The following is a 15,454-nucleotide window of genomic DNA, read 5'->3' on the forward strand; positions in this document are numbered from 1 at the left end:
CATTTGGATCTCGGTTGAGTCAGGCCCAGTGGTGGATTGGCCAGCCGGCTTTTTCGGCGTGCTCGCGCAATACCGGGTCGGGATTCACCACCTGCGGATGATCCACTTTCAGCAGTAACGGCAAATCATTGCGCGAATCCGAATAGAAGTACGCGCCTTCCAGGGTTTCACCTTGCTGTTCCAGCCATTCGAGCAAGCGCGTGATCTTGCCTTCGCGGTAGGTCAGGACGCCGACGGTACGGCCGCTGTACACGCCGTGGCTGACATCCAGTTCAATCCCCAATACTTCATCGATACCGATACGCGCCGCAATCGGCGTGACCAGGTGGGTGCCCGACGCGGAAATCACCAGGACCCGGTCGCCGTTCGCGCGGTGGCGGGCGATGGTGCGGGTGGCGTCGCTGTAGATCAGCGGTTCGATCACGTCCTCGACCCATGGCTCCACCAGATGCTCGATCTCCTCCGGTGTGCGGCCGATCATCGGCTCCAGGCTGAAGTCCATGAACGTTTCCATGGCCAGCTTGCCCTGGCTGTAGGCGTCCATCAGTTCGTTGTTCTTGCGCATGAACGACTCGGGGTCGACCCAGGCCAGGCGGCCCATCTGCTCGCTCCACAGGGTGGCGCAGTCGCCGTGGATCAGGGTGTCGTCCAAATCAAAAATTACCAATGCCATCCGTTACGCTCTCTCATTAATGCAATGCCGCTCAGGCTACTTCACACAGTGCGCTTGGGTCGATGGAAAGTGCCAGGCGCTGGCCGTCAGGGTGCAGATCGTCCGCCGAGCGGTTGAGCACGTCCACCACCAATTCCACGCCGCGCGCTTCGATGCGGTAGCGAATCACGTTGCCCAGCAGGCTGTGGCTGCGCACCAGGGCGTCGAGTTCGCCGCTGCGGCTCAGTTCGATGGCTTCCGGGCGAATCGCGATGCGCCCGCTGATCGGCCGTTGCAGCAGTTGGCTGGCCTTGTCCGCGTCGAGCAGGTTGTAGTTGCCGATGAACCCGGCGGCAAACGCATCCACCGGCGCGGTGTAGAGGGTTTCGGCATCGCCGCTTTGGACGATCTTGCCCTGGTTCATCAGGAAGATCCGGTCGGACATGGTCAGCGCTTCTTCCTGGTCATGGGTCACGAAGATCGTGGTCAGCCCCAGTTCGCGCTGGATCTGGCGGATCTGCTCGCGCAGGTGCTTGCGAATGCGCGCATCCAGCGCCGACAGCGGTTCATCCAGCAGCAACAGGCGCGGGCGGGTGACCAGGGAGCGGGCGAGGGCCACGCGCTGGCACTGGCCGCCGGACATCTGGTGCGGATAGCGCCCGGCCAGGTCCTTGAGTTCCACCAGTTGCAACACGTCCTGCACGCGTGTGTGGCTGTCGTCGGCGTTGACCTTTTGCATGCGCAGGCCGAAGGCGACGTTTTGTTCCACGGTCATGTTGGGGAACAGCGCATAGCTCTGGAACACCATGCCGATCTGCCGTTTCTGCGGGCTCAGGGGCACGATGTCGTGGCCGTCGAGGAGGATCTGGCCACTGTCCACCGAGGTCAGGCCGGCGATGCAGCGCAGCAAGGTGGACTTGCCACAGCCGGACGGGCCGAGCAGGGTGACGAATTCGCCCTTGGCGATCTCGCAATTGATGTCACTGAACACCGGGGTGCCGGCGTAGCCTTTTTGCAGGTGTTGGACGCTGACGAAGCTCATTGGCTTTTGTCCTTGTTCAAGATGTTGGCGGCCCAGGTCAGCACCAGCACAAAGAAGAAATAGGAAATGACCACGGCACTGGTGAAATGGCCGCTGCTGTTGCGCATGTTGTTCAGGTACACCTGCAGGGTTTCGTAGCGCGTGCCGACGAGGATATTGGCGAACACGAACTCACCGAACAGGAACGAAAACGACAGCAGCAACGCCACCATCAGGCCCTTGCGCAGGTTCGGCAGCACCACCAGGATCGCCGCCTGCCAGGTGCTGGCGCCGAGCAGTTGCGCGGCGTCCATCAGGTCGCGCAGGTTGATGGCTTGCAGGTTGTTGGTGATCGCGCGGTACATGAACGGCAGCGCCACGGTGAAGTAGCAGCCGATCAGAATCCACGGCGTGCCCACCATCGCCAGCGGCCCGGAACCATAGAGTTGCAGCAGGCCCACCGACGACACCACCGGCGGCACCGCGAAGGGCAGCAGGATCAGGATGTTCATCAGCGCGTCGAGCCTGGGGAAGTGGTAATGCACCACGAACAGCAGCGGCAGGATCAGCACCACCGATAAAATCAACGCGCCCACGCAGACCAGCAGGGACTGGCCGAAAGCCATCAGAAAGCGCGGGTCACTCCATAGCTGCACGTACCACTTCACGGTAAAACCGGCCGGCAAGATCGTCGCCGACCAACTGCTGGCAATGGAGTAGACAAAGGTGCCGATCAGCGGCAGCACCAGGATCGCGAACAACAGGTACACCACCACCCGGTGGTAGAGGGTGGCTGGGCCGGCTTCAGCGCGAGACATGGTAGCTCCTCTTGAGCAGCAGTTGATGGACCACGGTGACCACGGTCATCAGCGCCACCAGCACAACGGCCAGCGCGCTGGCCATGTTCGGGTCCAGGGAGATGTCGCCGGAGACCATCGCCGCGATCCGGATCGGCAATACGTTGAAGTTGCCGGTGGTCAGCGCGTAGACCGTGGCGTAGGCGCCGAGGGCGTTGGCCAGCAGGATCACGAAGGTGCCGAGCAGCGCCGGGGTCAGCACCGGCAGGCCGATGTGGCGCCAGAACTGCCAGCCGTTGGCGCCCAGCAGGGCGGCGGACTCGCGCCAGTCTTCGCGCAACGCATCGAAGGCCGGGTAGAGCAGCAGCACGCCCAGCGGGATCTGGAAGTAGGTGTAGAGAATGATCAGGCCGGTCTTGGAGTACAGGTTGAAGTCCTGAATGATCCCGGCTTGCTTGAGCATGAGGGTGATACTGCCGTTGAAACCGAGCAGGATGATGAAGGCAAAGGCCAGGGGCACGCCGGCGAAGTTGCTGGTCATGTTGGCGAAGGCGGTGACGAAGTTGCGCAGCGGCGAGTCCACGCGGCGCAACGAGTAGCTGCCGAGCACCGAAATGATGATGCCGAACACGCTGGAGTAGAAGCTGATCTCCAGGCTGTACTGGATCGCCTGCAGGTAGAACTTCGAACTGAAGATTTTGCTGAAGTTGGCCAGGCCCCAGCCGAACTCTTCCGATTGCAGGCTGTTGATCATCACCCACGCCAGCGGGGCGATTTCAAACACGATGAAGAACAGTGCGAAGGGCACCAGGCAGAGGATTGCCAGCCATTTACTGCGGGTCATGGCACTCACTTCAACAGCTCCCGGCAGACAGGTTTGTCGTGGGGCACGCCGAGCAACGCGCAGACGGTGCCGCACAGCTCGGTTTGCCTGGGCGTGGCGTCGGGATCGAACGTGAAGGCCGAGCCGAGCACGAACAGCGGCACCTCGCGTTCTTCCGGCAGCAGGCCGTTGTGGGAGCGGTCGTTGTTCATGCCGTGGTCGGCGGTCACCAGCACCTGATAGCCGGCGTCGAGCCAGCCTTGCAGGTAATCGGCGAGGAGGATGTCGGCCGAGCGTGCGCTGTTGCGGTATTGCGCGCTGTCGAGGCCGTGCTTGTGACCGGCATCGTCGATGTTCATCGGGTGGACCACCAGCAGGTTCGGCGCGTGTCTGCAGCGCAGGCTTTCGGCGTCGGCGAACAGGTGCGAATCCGGGTAGTGGTCCTGCCAGTAGAAGTGCCCGTGCTGGATCGCCAGGGTTTTGTCGTCGGTATGCCGGTCACGGGCGGCGATAAAGGGCGTGCGGTTATACAGCTCGCTGACCCAGTGATAGGCCGCCGCCGCAGTGGTGAGACCGGCGTCGCGGGCGTAATGGAACAGGCTGCGCTGGTTGGACAAGCGCGAGACATGGTTGTGGACGATGCCGCTGTCGATCGGCGGCACGCCAGTGAAGATGCATTCGTAGAGCGGCCGGGAGAGGGACGGCAGTTCGCATTCGAGTTTGTACAGTGCTGCGCGTCCTGCGCCGACGTAGGCTTGCAGATGCCCCATGGCATGACGGGCAACCTCGAAGTTCAGGCCGTCGAGCACCACAAGGATGACGTTGTGCTTCATAGGGGGAGACGCTCCGCAACAGATGGGGTTGGATCGGGTTTGCGGTTGGAACCGGAACACATGTGGGAGCAGGCAAGCCTGCTCCCACACTGACCGCATCTACAGCTCAGGCATTACTGCATATTGATGATGACTTCTTCCTGCCACTTCTGCGGCAGCGCCTTGGAGCTCTTCTCCCAAGCGTCGGCATCCTTGATCGGGGTGACGTGCTTGTATTGCTCGTTCGGCAGCAGCTTGTCCTGTACTTCCTTCGGCAACGTCAGGTGTTCGGCGCGAATCGGCCGCGCATTGCCCTTGGCCAGGTTGATCTGGCCGGCGTCGCTGAAGATGTATTCGCGGGCCAGTTTGGCGGCGTTCGGGTGCTTGGCGTATTTGTTGATGAGGGTGGTGTAGCCGGAAATCACCGAACCGTCCGATGGGATCAGCACCACGTAGTCATCCGGGTTGGCCATCTTGGCTTTGTAGCTCAGGCCGTTGAAATCCCAGACCACGCCGACTTCCACTTCGCCTTTTTCCATGGTGGCGATGGTCGGGTTGGCAAGGGACAGGCGACCTTGCTTGGCGATGTCGGCGAACATCAGCAGGGCGGGTTGCAGGTTTTTCTCGTCGCCCTTGTTGGCGATGGCGGCGGCCAAGACACCGTTGGCGGCTTGGGCGGCGGTGCTCACGTCACCGATGGAGACTTTGTATTTACCGCCCTTCAAGTCAGCCCAACTGGTTGGCACGTCCGAGCCGTGCAGCAGTTTTTTGTTGACGATAAAGGCGATGGTGCCGGTGTAGGCCAGGGCCCAGTTGCCGTCTTTATCTTTCGCCCAATCCGGGACCTGGGCCCAGGTGCTTGGCTTGTAAGGCTGAACCACGCCCTGTTTCACCGCGATCGGGCCGAAGGCGGCGCCGACGTCGCCGATATCGGCACTGGCGTTGTCTTTCTCGGCGGCGAACTTGGCGATTTCCTGGGCCGAGCTCATGTCGGTATCGATGTGCTTGAGGCCGTAGGTCTTGGCCAGGTCATCCCAGGTGCCTTTCCAGTTGGCCCAGTCATCGGGCATGCCGACGCTGTTGACTGCGCCTTCCGCTTTCGCGGCGGCTTCGAGCGTTTTTAGATCGGTATCAGCGGCCATGGCGGCGGTGCACATGGCAATGGTCGAGCCTAACAGTGATGCCAGGAAAAGCTGTTTCATCCGAAGCTCCTTTGGGCGTTTTCAACGCGGCGTTTTATATGAACGTTAGCGGTGGTGTTGGTCTAGGTCAGCAATACCTGAGCCAATCTAGGCGGGATGGATGACAGTTTCGTGTCGATGTCGTTTTTAGCGCGCCGATGTCGCTCAGCGCAGGTTTAGCGTAGACCATGCCAAAGCGCCCGCAGGCCTTGGACTTGGCCGATGGATTGCAGGGTTCGTCGCAAGGCTCGACAGGGGCTGTCATCTGTCGGTCATCTGCAATGCCTAGGCTGGCACGCAGAAGCACAAGCCCAAATATCGAGCGATTTATGCACCTGAACGGTGCTGGTCTAGTCCAGGTAGGTAACGTTGATGCGTGATGAGGCAATCAAGGCGGTGACATCCATCGGCCTGGCGCTGCAAGAGCAGATCGACCACGGCCTGTTGCCGCCAGCCAGCAAGCTGCCCGCCGAGCGCAAGCTCAGCGAGTTGTTTGGTACCACCCGGATTACGGTGCGGGAAGCCTTGTTACAACTGGAGGCCCAAGGGCAAATCTATCGCGAGGAGCGCCGTGGCTGGTTTGTCTCGCCGCCGCGCCTGGCCTACAACCTGATGCAGCGCAGCCACTTTCACGCAATGGTCAGCGACCAGGGGCGCGTGGCGTCGACCGAGGTGATCAGCGCACGGCTGCAACCGGCGTCGGCAGCGGTATGCGCGTGGCTGCAACTGCCGGCGCTGTCCAGCGTGATCCAGATTTGCCGCCGGCGCAGGATCGACGGGCGCCTGGTGCTGTATGTGGAGCACTACCTGAACCCGCAGTATTTTCCGGGGATTCTGGCGTGCGACCTGAACCAGTCGATGACCGAGCTGTACGCCCGCAAGTACGACTTGCACTACGGGCGGGTACGTTTCGAGATTGTGCCGACCTCACTGCCGGTGGAAGCCGCCGCCGCGTTGCGCGTGTCGGTGGGCAGCCCGGGTTTGCGCATCGCGCGGGTCAACTATGACCAGCATCAGCGCTTGATCGACTGCGACCTGGAGTTCTGGCGGCATGATGCCATCCATGTGGGCGTGGATGTCATGGGCTCAGCGTCTTGATCAGTTGATCCACATTGCTTTCCAGCGCCGTCACCGGGTCGGCGCCGTCGACGTTCAATACCAGCAGTTGCGCGCCGCCGGCCGTCACTGCGGTTTTCACCGCCGCGCTGGGCGGGCGTCGGCAGGGCGTTTTGTTCCTGCTGTAGCCAGTGGATCTCATCCAGGCTCACGCGCAGGTCGGCGTAGATGCCTTGCTCGGCGGCGCTGAGGTCGCGGCGGGCGTCCAACTGGTGGCTGGGCACGGCGACCACGGTCTGGGTTTCACCGTGCAGGGCCATCACCGTACCGGCCACCGCCAGGATGATCAGGCACAGCAGCAGCACATAGAGGTTTCGTGGCCGGCACCGGCGGGGCGTACAACCTGTGTCGTGCTCATTGAGGCTGGATATCCGCTTGGTCGATTTCAACGACGTGACCGGGGCCTGCATCGAACAGCACATAGAATTCAGCGGACGGCTTCTTGAAGGTCAGCGTCGAATCCGCGCCGAGCTTGCCGGGCACCAGGATGGTTTCGTCGTAGCCGATCACATCCAGGGTCACGCCGGGGGCGCCGCTGCCGTCGGAAAAACCGCCGCTGCATTCGATCTGTTCGCCGGGGATTTCCTTGCATTCGCACATCGGGTTGTGGGCCACGGCTGTGGGACAGAAACCGGCGCACAGCAACAGCGCGGCGCAGGCGCGGCTCAGGCGTATCAACGTCATGGTTTGACTCCTTGCTGGTTCAGCCAGGCAATGGTGGCAGGCGAGGCCTGGCTCAGCGCAATGGAACCCTGGTGCATCGTGCCGTCCCAGCCTTCCATGGTGACCCACAGTTCGGCGTCGGCCGGCGTGCGCTCGGGCACCGGCAGCAGCGCGCCCATGCGGTATGGCGTGCCGAAGAAGATCACCCCGGCGGCGCGCAGGCTGCGGGGTTTGCCGATGCGCAGGTAGGTTGCCTTGACCTGGTCGGCACAGGCGGCGCACAGGGCGGCGTTGAAGAATTTCATCGGGCCGGCCGGGTCCGGGCGCGGGCCTTCGTTGCGAAACTCGGCGAGGGTCAGGCTCCAGGGGCCTACCTGCACCTCGCCGGCCACCCGCTCGCCGATGCCGCTGTCACCGCGAAACAGTGCGGCGTCGGCAAAGTACTTGGGCATGAAGCCCAGGGGCACCAACAACAGCAGGACGTTGATGTGGAAGCGCCATTTCAGCCAAACGGCCCGCAGCGGCGAAGGCGTTGCAGCAGCGAGCTTGCTCATCGGTTGCCCTCCGAAGTTTCAGCCTGCATGGCCGGGATGGATGCCGCTTGGCGTGGCGCCTTGTGGCTGCGCTTGAAGGCGTGGAGGGTGGCCAGGGCTGTGCGTTTGGTCCAGATCAGCAGGCCGCTCAATACCATCATGCTCAGCACCAGGCCGAAGAATGCCCAGATCAGCTTGATCCACAGCCCGCCAAAGTCGCCGGTGTGCAGCGGGCGCATGGACTCGGTGACGAACTCCAGCGCCGAGCGGTTGGACAGCAGGTGCGAAACCGCCACTTCGCCGGTGTAGGGGTTAATCTGTGCGGTCTGGTACATCAACGGGTACCAGCCCCGCCCGCCGATCTGCAGATGGCTGTAGGCGTTGAGTGGCAGGAACACAAAACTGGTCTCCAGCCCCGGAATCCGTTGGCTGGCGATTTCGATCGCGTCGTCCAGGGCAATCATCGGCGCCGGCACGCCGGGGGCGGACATTGGCACGTTCTCCCGGGCAATCACCGGCACGACGGGTTCGCTGGAGATGGAAATCTGGTTATCCCCCAGGATCGCTTGAATCAGGAACCAGGTGCCGGTGATGGAAATGACCGCGATAAACCAGATCGACCAGATACCGCTCAGGCGGTGGAAGTCGCCCCAGAAGATTCGCGCGCCCTGGCGGATGCGCAGGGTCGGGCGCAAAAAGCCCTTCCAGAAGCGTTTGTACACCACCAGCCCGGTGATCAACGACGCCAGTAACGGCAGGCCGAGCGCGGAGACCAGGTACCAGCCCCAACTGAACCCATTGCTGAACGGCACCAGCCACCAACCATGCAGGGCGCGGGTGAATTGTTTGAAGTCGAACGCCGGGCTGATGCCCTGGATCGCCCCGGTGTACGGGTTAACGTAGACCTCCACCGAGCGCCCGTCGGGGTAGCTGAGGTCGACACTCAGGGCGAAGTGCGACTCGTCCGGGCGGACGATGGATTGCACGATCACCTGGGGCTCGGCGCGCTTGATGGCGTTGATCACCTGGTCATAGCTCAGCGGCTCGGCATCATCTGACGGCTGGCTTGCGCGAATTTCCGGGTTGGCCAGCCAGACGATTTCCTGGCTGACCACCGCCAGGGTGCCGGTGACGCAGACGATCAGTACAAAGAACCAGATGGGTAAGGCCAGCCAACTGTGTACGAGGAACCAGAGTTTTGAGCGCGACTTCTTCGACATGTGAATGGGGGTCTTGATCGGAGGGGGCAATGAGCGCCCGAAAAAGGCCGGTCGTAGCTTTTGCTGACGCGACGGGCTGTATCTAAGTTAAGACGGATGAGAATGAGAAATCCCTAACCGAGATATGAAAGCAAATGTTTCAGGTTCGCATTTATGGCGCTTAAGGTAACGCCGACCCTCGATCAAACGGTGGAGGCCGGCTTGCCCGCGATAGCAGTGGGTCAGGCACCGAATGCATCGACTGACACGCCGTCATCGCGAGCAAGCCCGCTACCAGGCTCAGCCTTGCTTGAACATCTCCTCGGCACGCTGGCGGATTTGTGCTTCGCTCAGATCCTCTTTGCGCGTGGCCAAGAACCACACATGACCGAACGGATCTCTCAACGTGCCGGAGCGGTCGCCGTAGAACTGGTCCTTGGGTTCGGAAATGGATATACCGCCGGCAGCGATCGCTTGTTTGTACTGCGCGTCCACATCGCCCACATATAAATGCAGGGCGACACTGGTGTGGCCATCGCTTGGGCTGCCAAAGGCCATTTCACCGCAGGGCGAGGCGAGCATGATCGCCGAGTCTCCGATACGCAGTTCGGCGTGGCCGACCGTGCCGTCGGGCATGTCCAGGCGCATGACTTGCGTGGCGTTGAAGGCTTTTTTGTAGAACTCGATGGCTTCGGCAGCTTTTTCGACGCCCAGGTAGGGCGTGATGCTGTGATAGCCCTCGGGGATAGGTTTTACGCTCATATCGTTCTCCTTGAATTATGGTTATGGGGGCAGGCTCTTTCACTATAGGCCACGCCAACCGTGGCTTGCGGCCAACCGACGAGGTGTTGCCCCGGCAACAGCGAACAGGCAGATCGTTTCGCCATCAGTGCTGCGGCGGGCGCTGTCCAAGGGGTTTAAGGTGAACATTTCCCACAGGGAGCGGTTTTTCAGCTGGGCTCCAACAACTGAGCCCCCGGCCCACGCGCACCGAGTTGGTCGCCCTGGTTGCGCAACGGGCATGCCTCCAGCGACAAACACCCACAACCGATACAGCCATTGAGCTTGTCCCGCAGGAGCATCAGCTTGTTGATGCGCTCGTCCAAATCTTCCCGCCACGATGCCGACAAACGCTGCCAATCTTTAGCGGTAGGCGTGCGTCCATCCGGCAGGGTCTGCAATGCTTCACCAATTGTCGCCAGCGGAATCCCCAGGCGCTGGGCGATTTTGATCACCACCACCCGGCGCAGGACGTCGCGGGGGTAACGCCGTTGATTGCCGGCATTGCGATTGCTTTTAATCAGCCCCTTGGTTTCGTAAAAATGCAGCGCCGTGACCGCCACGCCGCTGCGGGCCGACAGTTGGCCGACAGTGAGCTCCTTGGTAACCATGAAAAACTCCAGATAGACGCTTGACCTTGACTTAACTAGAGGTTTTACCCTGCGTGGCATCGAATCGCAAGATTCTGCCTACGTAGAAAGGGGAGTGTTCATGCAGGTATCAGAGAAGAATCTCAGTTTCACTCAATTGATTGAGTTTCAGGTCGAGCCCCAACAACAGCTCGCCCTGGTCGCGGCGTTATCCACCCAGAGTGAGCGCCTGGCCCAGGGGCACGGCGGCTTTCTCAACGCGAGTGTGCAGGTCAGCGATGACGGGCGGCGGGTACTCAATTACCTGCAATGGCGCTCACGCGAGGACGGCGAGGCGGCCTTGCAGTGCTTTGAGCACGGCGAGGAAAATTTCTGGACACTGATACGCGCCCACCAGGCCACGGCCGTGACCTTCGGTTCGTTCCAAGTGCTGCACAGTTTCGAGCGCAGCCATGACAATGCGTTGCACTGCCGTCTAAATGGATAGGTGCAGCATACGCTCACCTTGTACGTTTTCCCCCGGACGGCGCTTGTTCACCGCCAGCTCGCCGATTTTGATCAGGCGCGTGCGCGTGACGTTGCGGCTCAGGCCCAGCAGGTTGGCGGTGTGGACCTGGTTGTAGTGGCTGAAGCGGTAGGCGGCACGCAGCAACGCGTCCTCGACTTTTTCATGCAGGGCGCCGGCCTGTTCCTCGAACAGCTTTTGAAAGGCCCGTTCAAGCAAGGCTTCGGCACTGTTGTCGGTGCTGTGCTGGCTGTCGTCCTGACGCTCGATGCGCAGGTTCGACAGGCGCAAATCGTCGCGTTCGATCAGACCATTCCGGCAGATCAGCAAGGTGTGGTGAATCACGTTTTCCAGCTCGCGGATATTGCCCGGCCAGCTGTAGCTTTTTAGCTTGTGTTCGGCCTCGCGACTGAGGGTGATCGGGCCGTAGCCCAGGCGCTGGCTGTAGGCTTGGATGAAGTGGCGGGTCAGCGGCAGGATGTCGCCGGGACGCTCGCGCAACGGGCTGAGCTCCAGGCTGACCACGTCGAGGCGGTAGTAGAGGTCTTCGCGGAAATGCCCGGCGTTGATGGCTTTTTCCAACTGCACGTTGGTCGCCGCCAGCACGCGCACATCGATGGGAATGCTCTTGCGCGAGCCCAGGCGCACCACTTCCCGCTCTTGCAGCACGCGCAATAATTTGACCTGGATCGCCATCGGCAAATCGCCGATCTCATCGAGAAACAAGGTGCCGCCGTCGGCCTCTTCGAACCAGCCGGCCTTGGCGCTGAGGGCGCCGGTGAAGGCGCCTTTTTCATGGCCGAACAGTTCGGCTTCCACCAGCGATTCGGAAAACGCCCCGCAGTTCACCGCTACAAAGGGCCGGTTACGCCGTGCGCTGAGGTTATGAATATGACGCGCCACCAGCTCTTTACCGGTCCCGGTTTCGCCGATGATCAACACGCTGGCTTCGCTGGGCGCCACTTGCTGGATATGGTCGAGCAGCGCCTGGGATTTCGGGTCTTCGAAGACCTGGGCCGTGGCGCGGATCGAGGTGGCGAGGGCGGGCGAGGGCGGTAAGGTTAAAAGCTGCATGGGCACCTCTTTATGAATAGAACGTAGGAGTCGGCAGGGACTGGTTCAACGCCCAGTCCCCCAGTTCGTGGAGTTTGTAGTCCACCGGATCGTGCAGGCTTTGCGTGCGCAGGTTGCGCCAATGGCGATCCAGGCGCAGTGACGCATGGGTGGAGCGCGCGCCGGTGACTTCAAATAGACGGCTGCACAACTCCAGGCCCTGGCGGCTGGCGGCGACCTTGGCGGTGGCGATGGCGATGGCCAGTTGGCCGCGTTCGTTTTCGCTGAGGTTCGGCCCCTTGGCCCAGGCTTGATCGAGCAGCGTGGCGGCGCGTTCCACCAGTAGGCGTACACCTTGCAAGGCCACCCAGAATTCGCCGTAGTGGTGCAGTACGTAAGGATCCTGGCGCACATCCTCGGCGGTGGATTTGTGCCACGCGCGGGTTTCGGTGAGGGTGTAGTTGCGCGCTTCGTCAAAGGCACCTTCGGCGATGCCGAGGAACATGTGCGTGAAGGTCAACTGTGCGATCAGTGGGCGTAGGCAGGCGAAGGGTGTGCTCAGTGGACCCGGGTCGAGCAGCAACTCCGATTCCTCGACGCGTACCCGTTCGAAACTGGCGCTGCCGCTGTCGGTCTGGCGCTGGCCGATATTGTTCCAGTCGTTGTGCAAAGTGATGCCGCTGCGTCCACTGGGGATGGCGGCGATCAGCAACTTGCCGCCGGCGCTCTCATCCACCGCCGAGGCGATCAGCATTTCCGAATCGCTGGCGCCGGAGCAGAAACTCTTCTTGCCGGAGAACTCACGCCAGCCGCCAAAATCCTTGACCAGTGTGCGCGTGTCCAGCGGGTTGAGGGCGTTGCCCCAGAACCAGTTTTTGCGCGCGGTCTGTTCGAACCAGGGTTGCCATTGGTCCGGGCGCGAAAACAGACGGACCGTGGCGAGCATCAGGTGGTGGAAACCGAAGACGTGGGCGATGGAGCTGTCGACCTTGGCGAATTCACGCACGATGCCCAGGGTGTCGCTCCAGCGCCCACCGAGGCCGCCGTATTGAGCGGGAATGCTCAGCGCCAGCAGACCGCTTTGGCGCAGGGCATCCCGTTCGGTTTTTGGCGTGCCACCGCGCTCGTCGCGTTCGACGGCGGTGAGGGCGAATTCGGCGGCGAGCTGTCTGGCGGTCTGCAAAGGTGAGGGCAGGACGCTGTGGGGTTTGGCTGTCACGCGGTATTCCTCATAGGGCTCTAATGCCGTGTGCGATCTATTGGGCAATGAAGATCAAAGGTGGGATCTCAGCGTTCTCAGGCCTTGGCTGGCAGCACATCATTGGCAATCATTTCGCCAAACGGCCCCGTCAGATTGGTGACGCCGCGTCCGGCCAGGCTGGCGTAGGGCTCCGGCAATAGCGGGAACACCAACTCGGCGAAGCGATAGGCTTCTTCGAGGTGCGGGTAGCCGGAGAAGATGAAGCTCTCGATGCCCAAGTCCGCGTATTCCTTGATCCGCTCAGCCACTTGCTGCGGGTTGCCCACCAGCGCCGTACCGGCACCGCCACGTACCAGGCCGACACCAGCCCAGAGGTTGGGGGCGATTTCCAGGTTGTCGCGGCGCCCATCGTGCAAGGCGGCCATGCGGCGCTGGCCTTCGGAGTCAAAGCGCGAGAAGGATTTTTGCGCGGCGGCGATGGTCTCGTCGCTGATGTGTTCGATCAGTTTGTCGGCGGCTTTCCAGGCGTCTTCTTCGGTCTCGCGCACGATCACATGCAGGCGGATGCCGAATTTCACGGTCCGCCCGTGGCGCGCGGCACGTTCACGCACATCCGCGAGCTTTTCGGCGACGGCGGCAGGTGGTTCGCCCCAGGTCAGGTACACGTCCACCTGTTCGGCGGCGAGGTCGTGGGCGGCGTCGGAAGAACCGCCGAAGTACAGTGGCGGATAAGGCTTCTGCACCGGTGGGTAAAGCGCCTTGGCATTCTGTACACGCAGGTGCTTGCCTTCGAAGTCCACCGATTCGCCCTGCAACACGCGGCGCCAGATCCTGAGGAATTCGTCGGAGACTTCATAGCGTTCGCTGTGGTCGAGGAAGCTGCCGTCGCCGCGGTTTTCGTCGGGGTCACCGCCGGTCACGACGTTGATCAGCAGGCGGCCGTTGGACAGGCGATCCAAGGTCGCCGCCATGCGCGCCGACACCGTGGGCGAGATGATGCCTGGGCGAATTGCCACCAGATAGCGCAAGCGTTCCGTCAGCGGCACCAGCGCCGAGGCGATTACCCAGGAGTCTTCGCACGAGCGCCCGGTAGGAATCAGCACGCCGTAGTAGCCAAGGCTGTCAGCAGCCTGGGCGACTTGCTTCAGATAATTGAGGGTGACCGGGCGAGCACCTTGGGTGGTGCCCAGGTAATGACCGTCGCCGTGAGTGGGCAGAAACCAGAAAACATCCATGACGAATCCTTAAGCGATTTTCAGCAGAGAGGGGGAGTGCGCGGCGAACAAAGGCGCTGCGCGTTCTGCCGCAAGGCGAATACGGCCCTTCAAGGCTTCGTTGGTGATTTGGTAATCGGTGAAATCGGCTTCGGTGGCATACACGCCGATCGGCAGGGTCAGGGCCTGGAAGAAGCTGAACAGCGGGCGCAACTGGTGATCGAGTACCAGCGCGTGACGTTCGCTGCCGCCGGTGGCGGCCAGCAGCACCGGGGTGTCGATCAACGAATTTAGGCCAACCAGGTCGAACAGGTGTTTGAGCAGGCCTGGATAAGAACCGCGATAGACCGGTGCGGCGACGATCAGCAGGTCGGCCTGTTCGATGGCCAACAGTTGGGATTCGACCTCGGCCGGCAACTCATCGCGCGACAGTGCGCCGCCCAGTGGCCGGGCGATATCGCCGAGCTCGATAAGAGTGGTCTGGATCGGCAATACTTTTGCCAGTTCGGCCAGCACGGCCTGGGTTAACACCAGGGTACGGGACGGGCGCCAGGTTCCGCCGGAGAGGGCAACGACATTCAGGGGACGGGTCATGAACAGTTCCTTTTTCAACAGTGGTTCATCGCAGGAGAAGTGAGTCGGTCTGAGCAAGAGCTGTACCAACGGCTGCAGGCCTTGAATCGCTTGGGCTGCGGGCTTACTGCTGAAAACGGTGCTGTTGTCTGCCTGGTGTTTTGTTGAATGGCTGTTGCCTGGGCAACAGTTGCGTGGCGAACAGTGTCGGGTTCGCGTGGAGCCATTTATAGAGGGTTCCTTTTATTCCGTAAATGAACGTATTTCTATATTTATAGATTTTATTGGAATATGCGTGCTGCCCTATCGAGGGTGTGGCCTCGGTTGATAGCGACTATCACGGATGATGATTTTTCTCCGTTCAAGGTCGGGAGTAGCCTGTGTTCATTGACTTGAGACCTCCTTCGCAGAGCCACCGCCATGAACCGATTTCTTGCTGTTTGCGTATTACTTGTCACTTCTGTCGTTGCCGGTTGTGCGACCCATCCCTCGCCTGAATTGCGCCCTTACACTGCACAAGAAACCCGGGAACTGGCGCTGGAGGCGTTGAGCCGTCGCGGGTTGTCGTTTGACGAGTATCAACAGCAGCGGGCTGCCCTGACCCAGGCACAGAAGCCTTTCGGCTTTGATCACCAGGGTGAAATGAACGCCGAACGTAATGTGACCCTGCATGGTCGTCCCAGTTGAGCCGGTGCTCAGTGCCAAAAAGCCCGAGGTTTCTCAAGAAACCTCGGGCTTTTT

Annotated in this window: 18 protein-coding genes and 2 pseudogenes; 3 read left to right on the forward strand and 17 right to left on the reverse strand. The window is 61.4% G+C overall.

Features of this window, described 5'->3' with window-relative positions:
- Positions 1–19 precede the first annotated feature (19 nt).
- The 6 genes from U5A08_RS10005 to U5A08_RS10030 all read right to left on the reverse strand — a co-directional run bounded on the left by U5A08_RS10005 (position 20) and on the right by U5A08_RS10030 (position 5,307).
- Entirely contained in the window at positions 20–673 is a 654-nt protein-coding gene (locus tag U5A08_RS10005) for an HAD family hydrolase (protein WP_253394551.1), read from the reverse strand.
- A 31-nt stretch (positions 674–704) separates the two neighbouring features.
- The gene (locus tag U5A08_RS10010; RefSeq protein ID WP_253394552.1) at positions 705–1,694 is read right to left on the reverse strand and encodes an ABC transporter ATP-binding protein; all 990 of its coding nucleotides are present in this window, start codon (positions 1,692–1,694) and stop codon (positions 705–707) included.
- A complete protein-coding gene (locus U5A08_RS10015; protein WP_253394553.1) occupies positions 1,691–2,491 on the reverse strand; it encodes an ABC transporter permease in 801 nt (266 codons plus the stop codon). Before U5A08_RS10015 ends, U5A08_RS10010 begins: the two co-directional genes overlap by 4 nt.
- Positions 2,478–3,314 (reverse strand): ABC transporter permease, encoded by an 837-nt coding sequence (locus U5A08_RS10020; protein ID WP_247405200.1) that lies wholly within the window; start codon positions 3,312–3,314, stop codon positions 2,478–2,480. Before U5A08_RS10020 ends, U5A08_RS10015 begins: the two co-directional genes overlap by 14 nt.
- Positions 3,315–3,319: 5 nt before the next feature.
- Complete coding sequence (locus U5A08_RS10025) at positions 3,320–4,126, reverse strand: alkaline phosphatase family protein (protein WP_253394554.1); 807 nt, start codon at positions 4,124–4,126, stop codon at positions 3,320–3,322.
- A 113-nt stretch (positions 4,127–4,239) separates the two neighbouring features.
- Positions 4,240–5,307, reverse strand: a complete 1,068-nt coding sequence (locus U5A08_RS10030) for an ABC transporter substrate-binding protein (protein ID WP_321851380.1) — start codon at positions 5,305–5,307, stop codon at positions 4,240–4,242.
- Between the two features lie 351 nt (positions 5,308–5,658).
- On the opposite strand from U5A08_RS10030, the gene U5A08_RS10035 reads away from it, so the two are divergent.
- Complete coding sequence (locus U5A08_RS10035) at positions 5,659–6,384, forward strand: UTRA domain-containing protein (protein ID WP_253394558.1); 726 nt, start codon at positions 5,659–5,661, stop codon at positions 6,382–6,384.
- On the opposite strand, the pseudogene U5A08_RS10040 reads toward U5A08_RS10035, so the two are convergent.
- From U5A08_RS10040 to soxR, 7 genes and pseudogenes are all read right to left on the reverse strand, one after another.
- Positions 6,365–6,502, reverse strand: a pseudogene (locus U5A08_RS10040) (metal ABC transporter substrate-binding protein); the annotation flags it as partial. The gene U5A08_RS10035 and the pseudogene U5A08_RS10040 sit on opposite strands and share 20 nt — an antisense overlap.
- Positions 6,480–6,760 (reverse strand): annotated as a pseudogene (locus U5A08_RS10045) (DUF6162 family protein); the annotation flags it as partial. The pseudogenes U5A08_RS10045 and U5A08_RS10040, both read right to left, overlap by 23 nt.
- Positions 6,757–7,086, reverse strand: a complete 330-nt coding sequence (locus U5A08_RS10050; RefSeq protein ID WP_253394560.1) for a hypothetical protein — start codon at positions 7,084–7,086, stop codon at positions 6,757–6,759. The pseudogene U5A08_RS10045 and the gene U5A08_RS10050, both read right to left, overlap by 4 nt.
- A complete protein-coding gene (locus U5A08_RS10055) occupies positions 7,083–7,619 on the reverse strand; it encodes a PA2404 family protein (protein WP_321851384.1) in 537 nt (178 codons plus the stop codon). The genes U5A08_RS10050 and U5A08_RS10055 overlap by 4 nt, the downstream gene beginning before the upstream one ends.
- Positions 7,616–8,818 (reverse strand): PepSY-associated TM helix domain-containing protein, encoded by a 1,203-nt coding sequence (locus U5A08_RS10060; protein WP_321851385.1) that lies wholly within the window; start codon positions 8,816–8,818, stop codon positions 7,616–7,618. Before U5A08_RS10060 ends, U5A08_RS10055 begins: the two co-directional genes overlap by 4 nt.
- Before the next feature lie 279 nt (positions 8,819–9,097).
- Positions 9,098–9,559, reverse strand: a complete 462-nt coding sequence (locus tag U5A08_RS10065) for a VOC family protein (protein ID WP_253394566.1) — start codon at positions 9,557–9,559, stop codon at positions 9,098–9,100.
- A gap of 188 nt (positions 9,560–9,747) precedes the next feature.
- Positions 9,748–10,188 (reverse strand): redox-sensitive transcriptional activator SoxR, encoded by a 441-nt coding sequence (soxR, locus tag U5A08_RS10070; protein ID WP_321851388.1) that lies wholly within the window; start codon positions 10,186–10,188, stop codon positions 9,748–9,750.
- 100 nt (positions 10,189–10,288) lie between these two features.
- Between soxR and U5A08_RS10075 the strand changes: the two genes are divergently transcribed.
- Complete coding sequence (locus U5A08_RS10075) at positions 10,289–10,654, forward strand: antibiotic biosynthesis monooxygenase (RefSeq protein ID WP_253394570.1); 366 nt, start codon at positions 10,289–10,291, stop codon at positions 10,652–10,654.
- Here the strand turns inward: U5A08_RS10075 and U5A08_RS10080 are convergent.
- From U5A08_RS10080 to msuE, 4 genes are all read right to left on the reverse strand, one after another.
- Positions 10,643–11,746: a sigma-54 interaction domain-containing protein gene (locus U5A08_RS10080; protein WP_247402608.1), complete on the reverse strand. Its 1,104-nt coding sequence runs from the start codon at positions 11,744–11,746 to the stop codon at positions 10,643–10,645. The two genes, U5A08_RS10075 and U5A08_RS10080, sit on opposite strands and share 12 nt — an antisense overlap.
- Before the next feature lie 10 nt (positions 11,747–11,756).
- Positions 11,757–12,944 carry an acyl-CoA dehydrogenase family protein gene (locus U5A08_RS10085; RefSeq protein ID WP_253394572.1) on the reverse strand — a complete coding sequence of 396 codons (1,188 nt, stop codon included), beginning with the start codon at positions 12,942–12,944 and terminating at the stop codon, positions 11,757–11,759.
- Positions 12,945–13,021: 77 nt separating this feature from the next.
- Positions 13,022–14,161, reverse strand: coding sequence for an FMNH2-dependent alkanesulfonate monooxygenase (gene ssuD, locus U5A08_RS10090; RefSeq protein WP_078833079.1), 1,140 nt, complete (start codon positions 14,159–14,161; stop codon positions 13,022–13,024).
- A 9-nt stretch (positions 14,162–14,170) separates the two neighbouring features.
- Positions 14,171–14,734, reverse strand: coding sequence for an FMN reductase (gene msuE, locus U5A08_RS10095; protein WP_321851390.1), 564 nt, complete (start codon positions 14,732–14,734; stop codon positions 14,171–14,173).
- Positions 14,735–15,133: 399 nt separating this feature from the next.
- Between msuE and U5A08_RS10100 the strand changes: the two genes are divergently transcribed.
- Complete coding sequence (locus U5A08_RS10100) at positions 15,134–15,400, forward strand: hypothetical protein (RefSeq protein ID WP_253394575.1); 267 nt, start codon at positions 15,134–15,136, stop codon at positions 15,398–15,400.
- The last annotated feature ends 54 nt before the right edge of the window (positions 15,401–15,454 follow it).

Origin of the sequence: Pseudomonas paraveronii (assembly GCF_963681955.1) — a bacterium.
Classification (GTDB): domain Bacteria; phylum Pseudomonadota; class Gammaproteobacteria; order Pseudomonadales; family Pseudomonadaceae; genus Aquipseudomonas; species Aquipseudomonas paraveronii.

Bases quoted from the DNA above. Each gene is read 5' to 3' on its own strand.
- soxR (WP_321851388.1), bottom strand. From the start codon at position 10,188: ATGGTTACCAAGGAGCTCACTGTCGGCCAACTGTCGGCCCGCAGCGGC.
- U5A08_RS10020 (WP_247405200.1), bottom strand. From the start codon at position 3,314: ATGACCCGCAGTAAATGGCTGGCAATCCTCTGCCTGGTGCCCTTCGCA.
- U5A08_RS10065 (WP_253394566.1), bottom strand. From the start codon at position 9,559: ATGAGCGTAAAACCTATCCCCGAGGGCTATCACAGCATCACGCCCTAC.
- U5A08_RS10005 (WP_253394551.1), bottom strand. From the start codon at position 673: ATGGCATTGGTAATTTTTGATTTGGACGACACCCTGATCCACGGCGAC.
- U5A08_RS10055 (WP_321851384.1), bottom strand. From the start codon at position 7,619: ATGAGCAAGCTCGCTGCTGCAACGCCTTCGCCGCTGCGGGCCGTTTGG.
- U5A08_RS10015 (WP_253394553.1), bottom strand. From the start codon at position 2,491: ATGTCTCGCGCTGAAGCCGGCCCAGCCACCCTCTACCACCGGGTGGTG.
- U5A08_RS10050 (WP_253394560.1), bottom strand. From the start codon at position 7,086: ATGACGTTGATACGCCTGAGCCGCGCCTGCGCCGCGCTGTTGCTGTGC.
- U5A08_RS10080 (WP_247402608.1), bottom strand. From the start codon at position 11,746: ATGCAGCTTTTAACCTTACCGCCCTCGCCCGCCCTCGCCACCTCGATC.
- ssuD (WP_078833079.1), bottom strand. From the start codon at position 14,161: ATGGATGTTTTCTGGTTTCTGCCCACTCACGGCGACGGTCATTACCTG.
- U5A08_RS10010 (WP_253394552.1), bottom strand. From the start codon at position 1,694: ATGAGCTTCGTCAGCGTCCAACACCTGCAAAAAGGCTACGCCGGCACC.
- U5A08_RS10025 (WP_253394554.1), bottom strand. From the start codon at position 4,126: ATGAAGCACAACGTCATCCTTGTGGTGCTCGACGGCCTGAACTTCGAG.
- U5A08_RS10075 (WP_253394570.1), top strand. From the start codon at position 10,289: ATGCAGGTATCAGAGAAGAATCTCAGTTTCACTCAATTGATTGAGTTT.
- U5A08_RS10035 (WP_253394558.1), top strand. From the start codon at position 5,659: ATGCGTGATGAGGCAATCAAGGCGGTGACATCCATCGGCCTGGCGCTG.
- U5A08_RS10030 (WP_321851380.1), bottom strand. From the start codon at position 5,307: ATGAAACAGCTTTTCCTGGCATCACTGTTAGGCTCGACCATTGCCATG.
- U5A08_RS10100 (WP_253394575.1), top strand. From the start codon at position 15,134: ATGAACCGATTTCTTGCTGTTTGCGTATTACTTGTCACTTCTGTCGTT.
- U5A08_RS10060 (WP_321851385.1), bottom strand. From the start codon at position 8,818: ATGTCGAAGAAGTCGCGCTCAAAACTCTGGTTCCTCGTACACAGTTGG.
- msuE (WP_321851390.1), bottom strand. From the start codon at position 14,734: ATGACCCGTCCCCTGAATGTCGTTGCCCTCTCCGGCGGAACCTGGCGC.